The organism is Syntrophomonas curvata (assembly GCF_052976825.1).
This window is the reverse complement of the sequence record NZ_CM129641.1, coordinates 1,566,426-1,584,425: the sequence shown is the minus strand read 5'-3', so window position 1 is coordinate 1,584,425 and position 18,000 is coordinate 1,566,426. Positions and strand designations below refer to the sequence as shown.

Genomic DNA, 18,000 nt, shown 5'->3' with positions numbered 1-18,000 from the left:
TTTTTAGATAAGGGAACCTCGGGGACTGTGTCCGGCGACTATACCGCGGATACGGCAGCGGGCTTCGTATATCTGCTCCAGTTCAATACGGTAGCGCCGCATTACATTTTCGGCAAAAGACTGGATATCGCTCACACCCAAATCCGCCAGTCCTGCGGCTTTGACCGGAGCGCCGTCGGCTCTGATATTGATCCCTATATGCAATAGGGTTGAAACATTGGAACTGGAAGCAACCCCAACCGTCAGCTTGCCATTATTGGCATATAGAGCTTCTCCCCTGCGCACCACCGCAAGACCAAGCTGCTCCAGTTCCTCTTTCATGCCGATCAAAAACAGGCGCTGGCGGTAAAGCCCCAGATTTAAGTCGTTATCAAAATGTTCGATAATGAAACTCAGCATTAGTGGTGAATATATATAGGTTTGATCCAATATATCAGTCTGATCCAGCATAAATGACTGGGGCACCCGGACTTCCCCGCAAAAAGCCACCACAGCGTCTCCCATAATATCAAAATTGCGATATATCCAGTGGGGCTCCAGTTCTTTTCCGCTGTAGCTTATGGATTGGTTTAAATAGAGTGTTTTCAGCATAAGTTTTCCTCGCCTTCCTATATTATTAACCTTATTGTTCTATCTCATGATATCTCATGGTTAAATCAATATAAATTTTACCATCAATTCTGATTTTTTAAAAACCAACGACGCTATCATCATATATAATGCAGTTTTGCAAGTATTAGATAGGGCAACCTGATAATACCGCTTTGTTTTATTGCAAATTCGCATGATTTAAATGCAAAATCGCAATAAATAGCTTGGGATACGGGGTTCAGCTTTGGTTTTTTCTGATATCTTCGACTGGATTTAACAAGTGTTAACAACTAAAATACCGAAGTTATATGTATTTACTTATTCTTCACATATATTATTTCTTCAAGCATTATTACAGACGTGGCATAATTTTTGCATTTTCAAAAGGCGAATCGGTATATAAATTACTTTAGTTTGAGTCGGGGGTGATTATAAGCAAGTAATTATTACCGGGGATGTGATGCTCATTTGCAGCTAAAAGCTATAGATAATAGATCTAAAGAAAATGGGACATCAGCTAATAGCTAATATCCCCATAGTAAAGTGGCTTATTTCCATTGTATGCCTTTTTAGAGCGATTTTCCACATTTAAATTTAGAAGGGGGTTATACTATGGCGGTGATTTTATCCCAAAATCTGCTGATGGATCAGTATAAAGAGAAACTGGTCAGCGCAGATGAAGCAGTTAAAATTGTTAAATCCGGCGATTGGGTTCAGTACGGTGAATTTGTGATGCAGCCCAAAGACCTTGATGCCGCATTGGCCCGGCGGGTAAACGAACTGGAAGATGTAAAAATCCGTGCTGTTACTATTACCATAATTCCGGAAGTGGTTAAGGCAGATCCGGACAGAAAACATTTTGTTTTTAACGATTGGCATTATTCCGGTATTTCCCGGGCGTTACAGGAGAAGGGGCTATGCAATTATATACCCGTTACCTATCATGAAGGCGGAAAATTATACGATGAATTCTGTGATGTGGATGTGGCCTTCGTTCCGGTAGCTCCGATGGATAATAACGGCTATTTCAACATAGGCACTTCCAACTCGCTTAGTTCCTATGTAACCGCTAAAGCCAAAAAAATTATCGTCGAGGTAAATAAATCAGTGCCTATATGCCTGGGCGGAAACGGTGAATCGGTTCATATTTCTCAGGTAGATTATATAGTCGAGAACAGTACCAATGCCAAATTATACAATTTGCCGGAAACTCCGGTAAGCGAAACTGACCGCAAAATAGCCAACATAGTAATGGGACTGATGGAAGATGGCGTTTGCCTGCAGCTGGGGATTGGGGCCATGCCCAATGTGGTAGGCTCACTTATTGCAGACTCCGATCTCAAGGACCTGGGGGTTCATACCGAAATGCTGGTGGATTCCTTTGTCGATATGCATGAATCCGGCCGGGTTAATGGTAAACGCAAGAGCATAGACAAAGGTAAAATGGTGTATACATTTGCTATGGGTACTGATAAGCTTTACAACTTCATGGATAATAATCCGGTTTGCGCCAGCTACCCGGTTGGATATACCAATGACCCCTTTATTATTGCCCAGAATGACAATGTTTTTGCTATCAATAATGCCCTGGAGGTTGACCTGTACGGTCAGGTAGCGTCTGAAGCCTCCGGTCCCCGGCAGATATCCGGTACCGGCGGGCAGTTTGATTTTATATTCGGGTCCTTCCGTTCCAAAGGCGGTAAGGGATTGATTTGCCTGAGTTCCACCGTTAAATTAAAAAACGGCGAAGTTGCTTCCCGCATTAAAGCCTCCTTTGCCCCCAAAACCATAATTACGGTACCACGCTCGATAAATTATTATGTGATAACCGAATTCGGCGTGGCCCTTATGAAAGGCCGGACTACGTGGCAGAGAGCCGAGGCCCTGATTAATATCGCTCACCCGGACTTCAGGGATGAACTGATAAAAGAAGCCGAAGCAGCCAATATATGGCTAAGAACCAATAAACAGGATGCATAATATAAAATGATTATTATCTAATTAGCTTTTAGCGTTCTTCTTTCTAGCAGGTGTCTAATTTATTCGGACACCTGCCTTTCTATTTCTAATTGCCCTTGTATTTAATGTTGTAGCGGGTAGCCTTACGCGAAACGGTTGAAGCATCCACTTCCAAAAGACGAGCTGCCTTGTAGCATGAACTGGTTACCGAAAAGGTCTTCTCCAGCAATTGTCTTTCCAAGCTCTCCACCGCTTTTTTCAGTGGTATTATGCTGTTAACGCTTATCGGCTGATGGGTGTTGCCTGTTCCCCTGCTGTCTGACTGCATGAAGTACACCGGCAGTTGATGAATATCAATCTCTTCCGTACTGGTAGTAACGACCAGCCTTTCGATCAGGTTTTCCAGCTGTCTGATATTGCCGGGCCACGAATAAGTCATCATCAATTCTATGGCTTCCGGGCTAATCGACTTTTTCAGGTTATAGCGTTCGTTAAACTTGGCCAGAAAATGCCGCACCAGAAGGGGGATATCTTCCCTTCTCTCCCTCAGAGCGGGCACATGGATAGGTACCACATTGAGCCGGTAGTACAAGTCTTCCCGGAACTCACCCTTCCTCACCATTTCTTCCAGGTCACGATTGGTTATGGCTATTATCCTTACATCAATGCTTATGGGTTTGGTTCCGCCTACCCTGAATATCTCCTTTTGCTGCAGGGCCCGCAATAGTTTTACCTGCAGGTGCAGGGGAACATCTCCGATTTCATCCAGCAGCATGGTTCCTTCGGTAGCTACTTCAAAAAGGCCGGGCTTCCCTTCCCTCCTGGCTCCGGTAAATGCCCCCGGTTCATAACCGAACAGCTCCGATTCCAGTAGATTCTCCGGTATGGCAGCACAGTTCAGCTTTACAAAAGGGCCTTTACTGCGTATGCTGTTGCGTTGAATTATTTCTCCAATGACCTCTTTGCCAACACCCGATTCACCGGAAATCAGTACGGTGGAATCGACTTCGGCAATTTTCATGGCCTGGTAAACAACCTTCTCCATTTCTTTGTTCTTGAAAATCAGATCTTCCGATAAACGGATTTTCATTTCATTCATCTGAAATTCGAAATGTTTTTTCAAACCTTCCAGTTGCTCTACCTTTTGCTTCAACATGTTAAGCTCGCTGATATCGCGCACACTGGTAACCACCCGGAATATATCGCCCTTTTCGTCAAAAACCGGGGTGGCACTTACCAGCAGGGTGGTTCCGGTAACCGTAACCAGGGTGGTCGTTATCGCTTCCTTGCGCTCCAGTACCAGCAGACTGGCAGATCGGGAAAGCACCCCGGTTTCCACCAGTTCACTCATGGTCTTGTTCACCAGGTCTTCTTCCCCCAGACCGGTCATCCTCCTGACGGCTTTGTTAATTCTTAAGGTCATGCCTGAACCATCGGTAATATATAATCCGTCGAAAGAGGAATCGATTATGGCATCCATTTCCGAGTTCAACGTTTTCACATATTCCAGTTCACGGGAAACGTTCTCCAATTCTGAGACATCATAGAGTACAGCAACGGCACCGGTAATCTCGCCGTTTTTAACAATCGGAGCCCGATTGGTTATAAACGATCTGCTGCCGATGCATAACCTGATGCCATATTCGCAGCGGCCGCTTTCAATAATATCGACAAGCTCGCTTTCAGGTATGATGTCGTTGATAAACCGGCCAATTATATCTTTTTTCTTGAGCCGGGTCAGATTCTCAGCAGCCTGATTCCAGATGGTTATGATGCCTTTACGGTCAATAGCCACGATAGGATTATAGGCTGAGTTTATGACTATCTCCAACTGCCCCGACATTTCCTCAATTATTTCGGTCAGGGCCACCATGATGTCAGACTTGGTGATAATGCCTACCAGTTTTCCATTTTCTACCACCGGATAGCGGCCGGTATACATTATATCGACCTCGTCGATAGGTTGTTCCGGAGGCAGGGTCTTTACCAGCCGGCTCATAAACTCTCTTACCGTGTGGTTCAAGGGTATCTCCTGGCTCATAGCGCGAATAAGATGGGTTTTAGTCAGAAGTCCCACTAATTGTCCATCCTCTACCACCGGTGCGCCATCTATTTTCTTGTCTAAAAACAGAGTGGCCACTTCCCCCAGAGTATCATCCGGTGATAGGAGGATGAGGTCGGTGCTCATAAAGCTCTTAACTCTCAAACTACTTCCTCCCCCCCTATGTCATTATCATCCCCTTAATGCAGTCTCGCTTTTTATAAGCTTAGCCTTTCACCCTAAGGCTTATGTTAATTATAAATATAATTAGAGGATTTATGGACACTTTGTGAGAATTATTTTTGATGAGGTGATTCTGGTGACTGAACATAGCCCCTTTTTTGCAAGACAGTATATTTGCCCGGTATGCAAAAGCAATTTTACTTCCCTGGCGGTTCGCAGTTCAGCTGTTTATGTCCAAGATAAGGAAGCCGACCTGCACGTAATTTACCGCGGGGTGAGCCCTTTACATTACTCAATAATTGTATGCCCGGGGTGTTATTACGCTGCTTCCAATAAAGGCTTTACGCAAGAGATAGACCCTAAACTGCTGGAAAAGCTTATCCCGGCGCTATATCAATTACGACCGGATAAACCCGTCGAATACACCGGGGAAAGGGATTTGCCCACTGCCCTGAGCTCATTTAAAACGGCTATTCGTTCGGCGCAGCTCAAACAGGTCAGAGCCGGCGAACTGGCAGGCCTGTTTATGGGTGCGGCCTGGATGGCAAGAGAGACAAATGACACCATATTGGAGACCGTTTATCTCAAGGAGGCGCTATCGCATTATCTGGAGGCGTATAACAAGGATTTTAAGTCTATCGGCAACATGAGTGATGTCCAGGCAGCGTACCTGATTGGCGAATTGTATCGCCGCAACAGTGATTGTAAGGAAGCAGTAAGCTGGTTCAACAAGGTAATAGTTCACAAGTACATAAAACAGTACCCCCATATTGAAAAAATGGCCCGGGAGCAGTGGGCCCTGGCCCGGGAGCAATCGAAGCTGAACCCCGATTCTTCTATTGAAGAAGGGACTATGCCGGAGGCTATCGGACAGAAGCAGCAGGCAGAGGGCTCGGCATTAGCCACTCCGAACCATAATGCCGATAAAGTTGCCTCCCCCCGGCGCAGGCCTATAATGCAGATGCCGGCTCATCTCTATGCCGACCAGATTGACTGGCTTACCCATATTGTCAATAACGGGTATAACAGCAGCAAAACCCTGGTCAGCAAAGAACAGGTTATCCGCGCCTTGCTGGATGCTGTAATGGAAAAACTGGGAGGCAATTTACCGGCACAGTTCGGCAACGAAGAGGAACTTAAAACCGTCTTCATCGAGGTTCTAACCGGACCCAGGAACGAGTCGTTTATTGTACACGGATACACAGAATCCATAAATGACCCTGCTGTTTCTGCTAAACGCCATGGTCCTAGGCCGTAATCAGGTATGAAAATAAAGCCGCTATAAAAACCGTAAAATTCTGAATTTATATGTCGAGCATCACAGCTTCATTTATTCCAAAGAAGTAGAGGAAGCTCTCCTTTACTTTTTTGCCCTGGATGGCTTCCAGGGCTTCTTTGTATAGTTTTAGCTGGGGCTGATAATAACTTATCAGTTCTTCCCGGTTATTTCCATTTATATAATCGGTTTTAAAGTCTACCAACACGATTTCATCGCCTTCATAAAAGAAGAGGTCGATTACGCCTTGAACCAGCAGTTTTTCATCAGGAGCAACAGCGCTCTCCGTTATATCCGCAGCCTGGCGCAACTGGTTAAAGGCTGCTTCCCTTTCCACTTCCTTCGCGTTCAGTATCCTTTGGCCCAGTGGTGTAAAGAAAAATCGAAGTATTTTAGCAGTGTCAACCGCAGCGGCTTCATCAGGCAGGAGTAATTCCCGGGCTACCATAGCTTCAACCTGTTTATCGATAGCCTTCTGACTTCCCACCTGGTCAAGCTCAATATGCTGCATGACAAAATGCATTATACTGCCTTTCTGAGCCGGGGATAAAGGCTTAACGCCTTCAACAAAACGAGGCCGGACCAATGAGGCCGGCAGGTGTATGCCCATTAAACCGGGTTGGCTTTTCCCTTCCTTGAGCAGAGATACCGATACCTTGGACGGAATCCTCTCTGCCGCTTGATATGGATATTGCCAGTTCAAGCGCTGCGATATCAGTTCCAAATCGTTGCCGGGCTCATGTTTTTCCACCTGCTCATGAAACGCGGTAAGCATTTCAGCCGCCCTGGCATCAGCAGTACCAGCCTCGCTGCGCTTAAGCAGTTCTATCTGCCATTGTGACGGGTCGTCATACAGTTCCTCCGGTATCCGGGACACCCCGGCCAATTCTCTCAGAACGCTTCCGTCCGGGTGGCGCATCAGCACCGGGCCCAACCAGTCCAGTTGGTTTTTCCCTTGAGCCAGGTTAAAGGGGGTGAGCGGCTGGCTCCACTTATGGGCGCTTCCTTGCAGATCACTTAAAGAACCCAGCAAAATCAGCTTGTGCTGCGGCCGCGTGCAGGCAACATAAAGAATACGCATTTCTTCTGACAGATTTTCCAGTTTTAATTTATTCTTGATGCATACGCGGGCGATAGTTTCGCTGTAACTGCGCAGTTCCGGGTTTACATAGCGGGGGCCCAAACCCAGGTCTTTGTGCAATAGGATTCCGGCGCTGCTGTCGCTCATATTAAACTGCTTGCCCAGCCCGGCTACTATTACTACCGGAAATTCCAGTCCTTTACTGCGGTGGATGCTCATAATCCGCACCAGATTTTCATTCTCTCCCAGAATCCGGGCTACGCCCATGTCACCGCTGCGGGCCTGGATCTTATCAATGTAGCGGATAAAGTTAAACAGGCCCTTGACAGAAGTATCTTGAAACTGACGAGCGCGATCCAGCAAGGCTTTCAGATTGGCCTGACGCTGCCGCCCCCCGGGCATGGCTCCGACATAATGGAAATAGCCGGTCTCATGCAGTATCTTCCAGATAAATTCATCCATAGGGAGATAACGAGCCTCTTTTTTCCATCGGCTCAAATTTTGCATAAAGCCCTGGAGTTTAGCCCCGATATCAGCGTCGTTTTCCACCGGGTATTTTTCCACCGCTTCATAATAGCTGCCGGCCTGGCTTTGCACCCGAATCTGAATCAGTTCCTCCAGGGTGAACCTGCCGATGGGAGAACGCATTACGCTTAAAAGAGGAATATCCTGACGGCGGTTATCGACTAAGCGGAGGAGGTTAAGAATTATCGTAATCTCACCGGCTTCAAAGTAACCGCTGCCCATATCCGCATAGACAGGAATTCCTTCGGCGGCAAACACCTCCCAGAAGGCTGTAATCCAATTACGGGTACTGCGCATTAGAACCACCACATCCCGGTATTCCAGAGCACGGAAGTCTTCCAATTTATGGTCATAAATCGGCCGCCCCAGCAATTCCTTGATTTTCTTTGCCGCTACAAGGGCTTCTATCTCTGCGTCCCCTGCCCGGGCCAATTCATCCTCTTCATCAGCGGCTCGGCTTTTATCAATCAGACAGAGACCAATAGCTGCTTCGGAGGTATCATGCGTTTTTAATCCAGGATAAAGGGATGCCCGGGCATCATAAGCTGTTTCGCCCAGATAAGGCGACATGATATGCTTGAAGATATAATTGACCCCATTAAGTATTTCCTCCCGGCTGCGGAAATTGATGCTTAAATCTATCCGCCGGTTGAGCTCCCCTTCCATTTCCTGAAATTGCTCCATCTTTTGAATAAATAAAGTGGGATCAGCCAGACGGAAACGGTAGATGCTCTGCTTGATATCGCCCACCAGAAACACGTTGTCATTCTGTTTGATGCAATTGATCAGGGTTTCCTGCACCTCATTGCTGTCCTGATATTCGTCCACAAATATATACTGGTATTTTTGCCGGTACTCAGCAGCCGCTTCGGGATGGCTCAATACGGTCAGGGCATAATGCTCCAAATCATTAAAATCGAGCAAGCTTTTATCCGCTTTGCGCTTCTGATATTCATGACCGAATTCCATAATCAGCGAACAGAATTCCTCCATCAGCGGATATATCTCTTGGAGGTCGCTTAATAAGCGCCCGGGTTCCTTGAACAGGTATTCGCTGCCCACCCGCCGGATAAGATTTTTAGCTTCATCCCGCAGGCCTTTAGCCTGCTCTTTCAGGTCGGCATCTACGTCTTTGCCCACCCGGGGCATACGGCCATAGTTTATACGGTTAAAAACGGCATAGACAGTAAAAATATCGCCCTGATTTATGGTTTGGCACAGCTCCTCTAACATTTTTATATCATCCCGCAAAACATCGGCGTATACCGCCGGCCCACCCGGGCGGTTGCAGAGCTGTAAGGCTTCCTCCAAAAGATCGCCTGCCGCCTGCACCGGTATGCTTAGTTGCTCCAACAACCCCCTCACCCACATGCAGCCGGCAAATTCTTCTTTTCCCAGGTCAAAATCGGATGCCCGGGCCTGAAGCCATTGCTGCGGATACGGCTTGCACTGGGCAAATTCATAAGTACGCAGGATAAGTTCCCGGAGGTTTTGGTCACTTTTGCTGCTGCCAAATGCCTCCACCAGATGTAAAAATCCGGGGATCTCCTTCTCATAAGCGGCCTCCAGAACATCCTCCAGGGTCTCCAGTTTTATCAAATCGCTTTCCATGCTGTCAGCGATGCGAAACCCCGGGTCTATTCCGGCCAGATAGAAATAACGGCGCAGGATATCGGCACAGAAGGCATGAATGGTACTGATGGAAGCCTGGTTCAAGAGCTTGAGCTGCCGGTGCAGCTCCCGTTTTTCTTCCGGGCTGTTTTCCAGTTCTGACTGCAGGGCTTGGCTTATTCTTTCCCTCATCTCGCCAGCCGCCGCCTGGGTAAAGGTTACTATCAGCATACGGTTAATATCTATCCCGTCATGCAGCACCAGTTGTATGATTCGTTCCACCAGCACTGCGGTTTTGCCGGAACCGGCAGCCGCTGCTACCAGCAGGTTGCATTCCCTGGCCTTAATCGCATCTTCCTGAGCCCTAGTCCAGCTCATTCGCACTACCTCCCCTGTTCTCTGCCCTAATTTTACGAATAGCTTCAACATCTTTTAAAGGCGGCAGATGCCGGTATCTGTTTTCAGGCAACTGCCGGTCGAACTGGCATATAGAGCTATAGATGCAGAAATCACAGGCGGTATGTTTCTCTAATTTATACGGTTCAATTTTCACTTTGCCTCCTGCCAGCTCAGCACCGGCTTTTACCAGCAGGTTATCTACATGGCGCAGCAGATAGTCAAAATCTTCTTCGCTCAAAACCGCCGAGTTGGAGTTAAAACTATCGTCCTGCTTTAAGCCGACCGGGATTATATCTGATGAGGCGGTGATGTCGCGGTCCATTTCCCGTACAATATGTACATCCTCCAGCGCCAGCCCCCTGAGCTTCAGTTCTTTGGCCAACTGCTGCTCGACTACTTCCAAAACTTCATGCTCAGTCTTAATCAGGGGGTCATCTATTTTAAAGTAGAAGATTCCGCCCGGTTTAAGAAGCGGGCGCTCCAGTTTCTGCTCACTGGCCAGTACGGCTCGCAAATAAATAAGAAGCTGCAGGCTCAAACCGTAATAGCAATCGGCCAGATTCAATCTCTTATCGCCGGTTTTATAATCGATTATTCTTACATAGCTGGCTGCATCGCCGTCCAGGATATCCACCCGGTCAATGCGGCCTTCAAGGTACATCCTCTCTCCGTTTTCCAGTTCTATCGCCAGAGCAGGGAGGGCCTGACCATTTCCGAAACGGATTTCATAACCCAAGGGAGTAAAACTGCCCCGGTTAATATGTTCACTCACAACCCAGGCAGCTCGACGGCCGATTCTTTTTAAGCGCCGGCTCAGGTAGCGATAGCGGTTGCTGCTGAAGAACACCCCGGCTTCCTGGGCAGCTAATATTCCATCCATAACTGTATCCATCATGGACTCGCATTCTTCGCGCTCTATGGCATGCCACTTTCCGGGCCGTTTCTCAACTTCCAGGGCAAAACCGAGCAGGGAGTTATGAAACAATTCCCCGATGTCGGGTGCTTTGACCGAAAATTCTTTTCTCTCCCGGGGGAAAAGTCCATAGCGGATAAAATGGGCAAAGGGACAGGCAATAAATTGCTCCAGACGGGTAATACTGCCTCGCAGGGGAAAATTATACAGCCGCCGGGCAAGCCCGGGGCTGATAGGTTCAACCTGGTTGCGGTGGAAAAAGGCCTCTGCCAGCATGCCGCAACGTTCCTGCCACTGGTCCTGGCGGCGGTACCAATCATAAACATCCCACCAAAAATCCTCCATCGTTTTTTTATCCAGATAAAACCGCAGATTCTCAATCAGATGTTTAAAACTGCTCCGGGGGCGGGATACCATCTGCAACTGCCGGCGGCGGTCGTTTACCAGACCGCTTTCACTTTGCAGCCCGGGAAAGAGATAACGGATACGCTCCAGCAGCAATGACGGGCGCAAGGCCCGACCCTCGCTGTCAGAGCCGGCATAGGATAAAAACAGCTTTTGCTGACACTTGCTAAAGGCGCCGTAAATCAGGAAATTTTCCTCAGCCACCTGCATTTCCAGGTTTTCGGAGATATCCACCCCCTGGTCGGCCAAGTAATCACTTTCATCAGAGGACAACACCCCTTCATTATGTTTAGCCGAGGGTATGATGCCGTCATTTACTCCCATAACAAACAGGGCTTTTATATTATGGCTTTTGGAGCGCTGGATATTTCCCACCAGCACTTGGTCCACCGTCGTAGGTATCATCCCCAGTTCGTGGGATGAGAATCCAGCCTCCAGTACCTTGATGTAATCTTTCAGGCTTCCCCGCTGTTCACCGAGAATCTCAACCATCTGGTCGAAAGTTTCGATTACCATATTCCAGATTTGGGTATACTCATGAACCACCTCGTAAAGCTCTTGCCCCCATAGTTCTTCTGCCCATCGCCCCAGTTTCTGCTGCACGCCCAGATTATCCAGGTAATCATACAGAGCCCGGGTAATACCGGCAAAGGTCTTTTCTTCTGCAAGAGCCGTTTTCATTTCCTCCAGCGGAGCTATTACCGCTTCCCGCCATAGATTTAAGTCCTCCAGTTTTTCCGCTTCCCCACGGGAGAAGGGTTCTTTCCAGCGGCCGCCCCGGATGCCGTAACTGAGCACATAATTCTCCAGCTTCTCACACGCTTCATCGTCCAAGGCTCCCAAACCGGTTTTAAGACCGCGAAAAACATCTTCAAAGAGGTAGCCCCGCTCCACGCTGTGCAATGAAGCCAGTATAAACTCGACAATAGGGTTGTCCATAACCCCCTTTTTTTGGTCCATGAAAAAGGGGATATCATGTTCCTGAAATATCCTTTTTAGCAGACCGCCATAGTTATCAAGATCATTGCAGATCACCGCGATATCCTTCCAGCGGTATCCCTCATCACGCACCAGGGTTATCAGCCTGGTAGCCAGGTCTTCAACTTCACTGTCCGGATTGGCGGCAGCAAAAATACTTATCCGGTTGATGGCGCCGGGGTATCGGCGACTGGGATAAGCAAACAATTCTCGTTCCAGGTGCAGGAGTTCTTTCCCCCTTAACCGGTCGGCGCCGACCCCATCAAGATTTATCACCCTGGTGGCGATACCCCGGGTTCGCGCCGTTTGCACCAATTTATGGTACGACCGGCGGGAAAGCGCAAACAGTTCCTCATCCCTGCTGCTTTTACCATTATCCATGGTAATACTGACGGTGGTTTCCGGGCAGACGCTGATGAGCTTTTCCAGAATCCTCAAACTCTGCGGGGAAAATGTAGCAAAGTTATCCACCCATATCCGGGCAGCGGGCAAGTAGCGGCTGAAGGACATTTTTTCGATAAACAGGTTAATATAATCTTCGCTGTCTATATAGTGCTGGTGCAGAAAGGTATTAAACTGGTCATAGATCAAAGCCAGGTCATGCAGTTTTCGCCTCAGCAGGGAATCCCCTTCAAGGTTAAGCCGCATCTCGTCTATGTCCCGGAGGTCAACCGCTCTCTGTTTCAAACCGGCGATAAAATCCATCAGTTCATTTACAAATCCGTTCTGGCGGCAGGAATTCTTGTAAACCAGCAACTGCCCTTCCAATTCTTCCATTACCCGGCGCAAAACCATGCTTTTTCCCTGTTCATTGATTATAATCCGGGTAAGACCTCCCGCCTCATCAAATACCCGCTGGGCCAAGCGGCTGAAGCTCAGTATCTCCAACTGCATAATGCCTTCCATTCCGGTCTTGTCCATAAAATCCCGCTCCGCCTGGAGAGTGTATTGCTCAGGCACCAGCAGTATCAGTTTCTCCTTACTGCTGGCTGTTTGAAGATGTTGTTTTATCTCACTATATATGTAATAGCTTTTGCCTTTGCCGGCCCGGCCGGCAATAAATCGTAAGGTCACGCCCATATCTCCTTCCCCGATCCGCCCCGGTGAATTTTTATCCTATAACCAGGCTTATTGCTTATCATGACCAGCAATCCTATAATAAAGGACATACCATAATAATTCTACCCGGGGGAGCGTTGGCTGTGACAGTTGGACTGATTCTTCTAGCAATCTCTATAATTCTTATAACCTGTGCCTGCCTGTCTTATAAGAAGGAGGCTCAAAGCCTGCTGCCATTGAAGCAGGAAGACCTGGTCAGCTATTATCTGGACTTGGCCTATCGGTTGCTGCCGGTTCCGTTTTGGTGTGCTCTTGTAGGTGTGGCCTTGCTTCTGGTTGCTATCATAATAATTTTAATCAGTTTACCATTTGCCTTTTAAAAAGGGGAACTGTCAAGCAGGCAGGGGGTGTTTGCCCCCCTGCCTGCCACCGATTATAAACACAGGGATAATAGCATAAACTGCTTGCGGCTGTCTCCGATTTATATCACCAGCGGTTATCAGTTGGTAATCATATCCGGGCTTTTACGTTTTTAACCATCATGTAAACGGAGCCTTCCATCAAATCCCGGGGATAATAAGACATGGCGCCTTTTATATACTTATTATATAGTTCCGTTACAATGGACTGCTCGCTTTGTCCGCTATTAAGCCGGGCTTTAATCAAGTCAAATGCCTCTACCGCGGCTTCCATGCTGCGGGTATAAAACCGGTTGACCCGGTCACTGCCAACTGGCACCCCACCGTGACCAACCCCCAAAATTTCGGTGGGATATTGCTGCAAACGCTTGATTGTTTCCCGGTAAAGGTCATAGTCCTGGAAAAAGACGGGGGACATCAAGCCATCCGGCGCCTGGTAGCCAGCAGCATCAGAAATAAACATGGCCTTAGCGGCGGAAAAATATGCGGCCAGAGAACAGGGGCTATGGCCAGGAGCCTCGATAATATCCAGTTTGAACCGATCATCTACTATGATGCTTTCCCCTTCGCCCAGAACAAAATCCACCTTGATCCGGTCAATATCAAGCTCACCCGGGACATCCGGCAAAAGTCCGTTTCTGGCATACGCATCAGCAACATAGCCATCGGCTTTGATTAGAACAGGTTTTAACTTAGCCAGCTCCAGTATTTTCCGGGCGGTTGGGCTGGCTGCTACCTGTGCTTCTGGGAACAGGTCTTTTAATAGAGGAAGGCCGCAGACATGGTCAAAGTGAGAGTGCATCACCAGTATATATTTTATCCGGGGCCTGTTTCCCATGGCCAACCATTGCCGGGCAAAAACATTCACCCCGGCACTGGTGCCACATTCTATAAGTACCGCCTCTTTTTGCCCTACTATATAGTAATTGAAATTGCCGTTGCCTAAAACCGTTACCCTGTCAGTCAACTGCGTCATTATAATCCCCCTCAGATGCTTTTGCATTTAATGTGTAGTTCTTGAAACCGATAGTGTATTCCTGCTGACATCCGGAAGATATCGAGATCTTTTTTAAATCAACAACACCGATATGTCTCCTTAATCCCCACCGTTTAATAGGTTTACAGATCCGGATTATGGGCATATAATTAAGTGTATCAACCGTACTATCTGTTATAGTACAGTTGAAATGGAAAGGAGGGGCTTTATGTTTGAACTGGACCTTCGCAGCCGCGCACCTATTTACGAACAACTGGCCAATAAGATTATCGAGCTTATCATCAGCAATGTCTTGAAACCAGACGAACAATTGCCGTCCGTTCGGATTTTGTCCAGTGAACTGACTATTAACCCTAATACCATTCAGAAAGCCTATCGCGAGCTGGAATATCGCGGCTATATTTATTCGCTGCCGGGGAAAGGCAGTTTTGTCAAACCCGCCGTATCAGAGAATAATTCGGCCCGCCTGCAAAGCCTGGAAAACGAGCTGAGTAGAATTATAGCGGAAATGCTTTACCTGGGCATGCACCCTGATGAAATCCTGACCAGGACTAAGAATCTGTTATCCAAAGCTAAAGGGAGGTAAGATTGATGATTGAAGTAGAAAGGGTCAGCAAACAGTTCGGGGATCTGGAAGCCCTTCAGGATGTTAGCCTGGCTGTACATCAAGGTTCCATTTACGGTCTGGTTGGTTCCAATGGTGCAGGGAAAACGACCTTGTTGAAGCTCCTGGCCGGGATTTATAAACCGGATGCCGGTGAGATTATGATTAATGCCCAACCTGTATTTGAAAATGAAGCCATAAAAGCACGCAGTGTTTTTATTCCTGATATCCTCTATTTTTTCCATAACTATACCATTCAAGATATAGCCAATTTCTATGCCCATATCTATCCCCAGTGGAATCACCAGCGCTATCTCAAACTGGCCGGGGTTTTCAATATCGAGGTAAAAAGGCGGATCAAAACATTGTCCAAGGGTATGCAACGGCAGGTGGCTTTCTGGATGGGCCTCTCCCTGATGCCTGATGTCATGATATTGGACGAGCCTCTGGATGGTTTGGACCCGGTAATGCGGCAGAAAGTAAAGAATCTCATTATCCAGGATGTGGCCGACCGGACCATGACTGTCATAATATCTTCCCATCATCTGCGTGAAATGGAGGATATCTGCGACTATATCGGCATTTTACACCAGGGTAAAATGCTTATCCAGAAGGATCTGGACGACCTCAAGGCCGACGTGCATAAAATTCAAGTCGCCTTCAGCACCGAAACCCCTCCGGCTCTAATTGAAGAGATGCAAGCCCTTTATCATGAACAACGGGGCAGTATAAACATTTTTATTGTACGCGGCAGCTATAATGAGATTGTGAGCCGTATTCAGGCCTATCATCCGGCCATTCTGGATGTTCTGCCCCTCACCCTGGAGGAAGTATTCATTTATGAAATGGGGGATAATGGTTATGAAATCAAAAACATCCTTTATTAATAGGGGGATATTGAGCAATGATTTTAAAAGATATACCTGGGTTGGTATAGTTTATCTGCTGGGGTTGCTGGCAACTGTCCCCTTGCAACTGGTAATGGCTTATACCCAGCCGGAAGAAATCAAGGCAGGGTACAATGCTTATACCTATCTGCGCGTACTCCAATTTGACTATTCACCGCTGCCTTTAATGCTGTTGTTAATCGTTCCGGTATTGACCGGGCTCCTGTTGTTCCGCTATTTGCAGTCCGGTAAAGCGGCGGATATGGAGCATGCTCTCCCCATCAAGCGGGAAACCCTTTATAATACTCACATTCTGGCAGGCCTGGTTTTTCTGTTGGTGCCGGTAATTATTACGGCGCTGGTCTCCTGGGCTCTGGTAGCCGGGCTGGGGATTGACTTTCTACAGGGCAAGGATATCCTGGCCTGGTTAAATGCCGCCCTCCTCATGAACCTGCTCCTTTTTATGAGCACCGTTGCTGTGGGTATGTTTACGGGTTTATCTGCCGTGCAGGGACTGTTGACATACATCCTGCTTCTGGTTCCCAGCGGGCTATCGTTTCTAATATTACATAACCTGAGTATGTATGTTTACGGTTTTCCCTATGATTACTATGGCTCAAATTTAGAGAAGCTTTCGCCCCTGCTGAGATTACCGGTTTCCAACCAGCCTCTGCAAACTGGTGAAATAGTATTCTATCTTTTAATCTGTGCCGTCCTGTATTTTTTGGGAAGATACCTTTATCAGCGGCGCAAGATTGAAGCCGCCGGTGACGCCATTACTTTTGAAGTGCTGCGCCCGATTTTTAAATATGCGGTAACCTTTTGCACCATGCTCTTGCTGGGGAGCTACTTTCATGACGCCCAGAGAAGCATATCCTGGACCTATTTCGGCTACCTCCTCGGTGCGGTCCTGGGCTATTTCCTGACCGAAATCCTGCTCAATAAATCCCTCTATGTCTTCCAATGGCAGCGGGTAAAAGGCCTGGGTATCTACGGTTTGGTAATCATAGGCTTGATCGGCCTGCTTTACACCGATTGCACCGGCTATGAAAAACGGCTACCCGAACTGAGCCAGATAGAAAATGTATATATGGACAGCTATTTTCATCCTTTGATATACGGAGATGAGATGTATGCCAGAGGCGGTTTCAAGCCGTCCAAAACAATATTTATCGACCAGGATAGTATTGCCCGTATCCATACCCTGCACCAGCAGATAATTGCTCATCGGGGGGAAGAAAAGGGTGCCGCCCTAGGTCATGCCAGACTTCACCCTGAACGAAGAGAAAGGGTATGTCTGGCTTATGAGCTGAAAAATGGCCGTCATATATACCGCAATTATGTTATATCTGCTGCAGCCTATAAGGAGCAGTTAAAACCCATTTATGAATCCCGGGAATACAAAATCCATCATTATGAAGTACTCAGGGCAAATCCGGATACTGTCAAGCTTATAGACCTTTATAGCTGTGAAGGCAATAAACATGTGCGTATAGTAGAGCCGGACCGGATTAAACAGGCGATCGCGGTTTTGCAGAAGGATGTTTTGGCGCAAAGTTTTGAAGAAATGACTATGAATGAGAGGCCTCCCTGGGCTAACATCAATATCATGTTAGCACTGCCTGATAGCCAGGATAATATGCCTGCCGTGGCTTCTGATGGGACTATGACCGTACCGCAGGATAATTATTACCAGATGGGTATGTCATGGCAAAAATCATATGTAAATTTCGAACGCTGGCTGCAGAGTGCGGGATTATATGATAAGGCCCGCGTGCTTCCGGGGGAAGATATTGTCCATGCCATTATCAACTATGCTCCTGGCGGTGTCGACGAGAACAGCTATCGCAAACTGATGGAAGCCCAAAATATGGAGGAAAAACCAGGGGTATTAAAGCTTACTGATCCGGATAAACTGGAACTGTGTCTGCGCAAATACCAGGGCGGATATACGAAAGGACCGGCATACACCGTTTTTTTTAAGGTCTACAGCGGCAATAACTTCTCTGGTACGATTCCGTCCGCCGAAGCCCCTGATTTCATCAGGCAGCATTTTGTCCGCTAAAAACAAG

The 18,000-nt window shown here is 47.5% G+C and carries 11 protein-coding genes; 6 read left to right on the top strand and 5 right to left on the bottom strand.

Annotated elements, in window-relative coordinates:
* Positions 1–3: 3 nt before the first annotated feature.
* The gene (locus tag ACU70B_RS07045; protein WP_447185640.1) at positions 4–591 is read right to left on the bottom strand and encodes a DUF366 family protein; all 588 of its coding nucleotides are present in this window, start codon (positions 589–591) and stop codon (positions 4–6) included.
* A 612-nt stretch (positions 592–1,203) separates the two neighbouring features.
* On the opposite strand from ACU70B_RS07045, the gene ACU70B_RS07040 reads away from it, so the two are divergent.
* A complete protein-coding gene (locus ACU70B_RS07040) occupies positions 1,204–2,571 on the top strand; it encodes an acetyl-CoA hydrolase/transferase family protein (protein WP_447185639.1) in 1,368 nt (455 codons plus the stop codon).
* An 85-nt stretch (positions 2,572–2,656) separates the two neighbouring features.
* Here the strand turns inward: ACU70B_RS07040 and ACU70B_RS07035 are convergent, their stop codons facing one another.
* Positions 2,657–4,756 (bottom strand): sigma 54-interacting transcriptional regulator, encoded by a 2,100-nt coding sequence (locus ACU70B_RS07035; protein WP_447185638.1) that lies wholly within the window; start codon positions 4,754–4,756, stop codon positions 2,657–2,659.
* 124 nt (positions 4,757–4,880) lie between these two features.
* Here ACU70B_RS07035 and ACU70B_RS07030 point away from each other — a divergent pair, with 124 nt between their 5' ends.
* Entirely contained in the window at positions 4,881–6,032 is a 1,152-nt protein-coding gene (locus tag ACU70B_RS07030) for a DUF2225 domain-containing protein (protein ID WP_447185637.1), read from the top strand.
* 46 nt (positions 6,033–6,078) lie between these two features.
* Here the strand turns inward: ACU70B_RS07030 and addA are convergent, their stop codons facing one another.
* Both addA and addB read right to left on the bottom strand, forming a co-directional pair.
* On the bottom strand, positions 6,079–9,645 hold the full coding sequence (gene addA / locus ACU70B_RS07025; RefSeq protein ID WP_447185636.1) for a helicase-exonuclease AddAB subunit AddA: 3,567 nt from the start codon (positions 9,643–9,645) through the stop codon (positions 6,079–6,081).
* Complete coding sequence (addB, locus tag ACU70B_RS07020; RefSeq protein ID WP_447185635.1) at positions 9,632–13,036, bottom strand: helicase-exonuclease AddAB subunit AddB; 3,405 nt, start codon at positions 13,034–13,036, stop codon at positions 9,632–9,634. Before addB ends, addA begins: the two co-directional genes overlap by 14 nt.
* A 128-nt stretch (positions 13,037–13,164) precedes the next feature.
* Here addB and ACU70B_RS07015 point away from each other — a divergent pair, with 128 nt between their 5' ends.
* The gene (locus ACU70B_RS07015) at positions 13,165–13,401 is read left to right on the top strand and encodes a hypothetical protein (protein WP_447185634.1); all 237 of its coding nucleotides are present in this window, start codon (positions 13,165–13,167) and stop codon (positions 13,399–13,401) included.
* A 130-nt stretch (positions 13,402–13,531) separates the two neighbouring features.
* Here ACU70B_RS07015 and ACU70B_RS07010 read toward each other — a convergent pair whose 3' ends face one another.
* Positions 13,532–14,416, bottom strand: a complete 885-nt coding sequence (locus tag ACU70B_RS07010; protein ID WP_447185633.1) for an MBL fold metallo-hydrolase — start codon at positions 14,414–14,416, stop codon at positions 13,532–13,534.
* A gap of 229 nt (positions 14,417–14,645) precedes the next feature.
* On the opposite strand from ACU70B_RS07010, the gene ACU70B_RS07005 reads away from it, so the two are divergent.
* From ACU70B_RS07005 to ACU70B_RS06995, 3 genes are read left to right on the top strand one after another with little or no spacing between them, the layout of a single operon-like run.
* Positions 14,646–15,023 (top strand): GntR family transcriptional regulator, encoded by a 378-nt coding sequence (locus tag ACU70B_RS07005; RefSeq protein ID WP_447185632.1) that lies wholly within the window; start codon positions 14,646–14,648, stop codon positions 15,021–15,023.
* Between the two features lie 5 nt (positions 15,024–15,028).
* Positions 15,029–15,928: an ABC transporter ATP-binding protein gene (locus tag ACU70B_RS07000; RefSeq protein ID WP_447185631.1), complete on the top strand. Its 900-nt coding sequence runs from the start codon at positions 15,029–15,031 to the stop codon at positions 15,926–15,928.
* Positions 15,903–17,993, top strand: coding sequence for a DUF6449 domain-containing protein (locus tag ACU70B_RS06995; protein ID WP_447185630.1), 2,091 nt, complete (start codon positions 15,903–15,905; stop codon positions 17,991–17,993). Before ACU70B_RS07000 ends, ACU70B_RS06995 begins: the two co-directional genes overlap by 26 nt.
* The last annotated feature ends 7 nt before the right edge of the window (positions 17,994–18,000 follow it).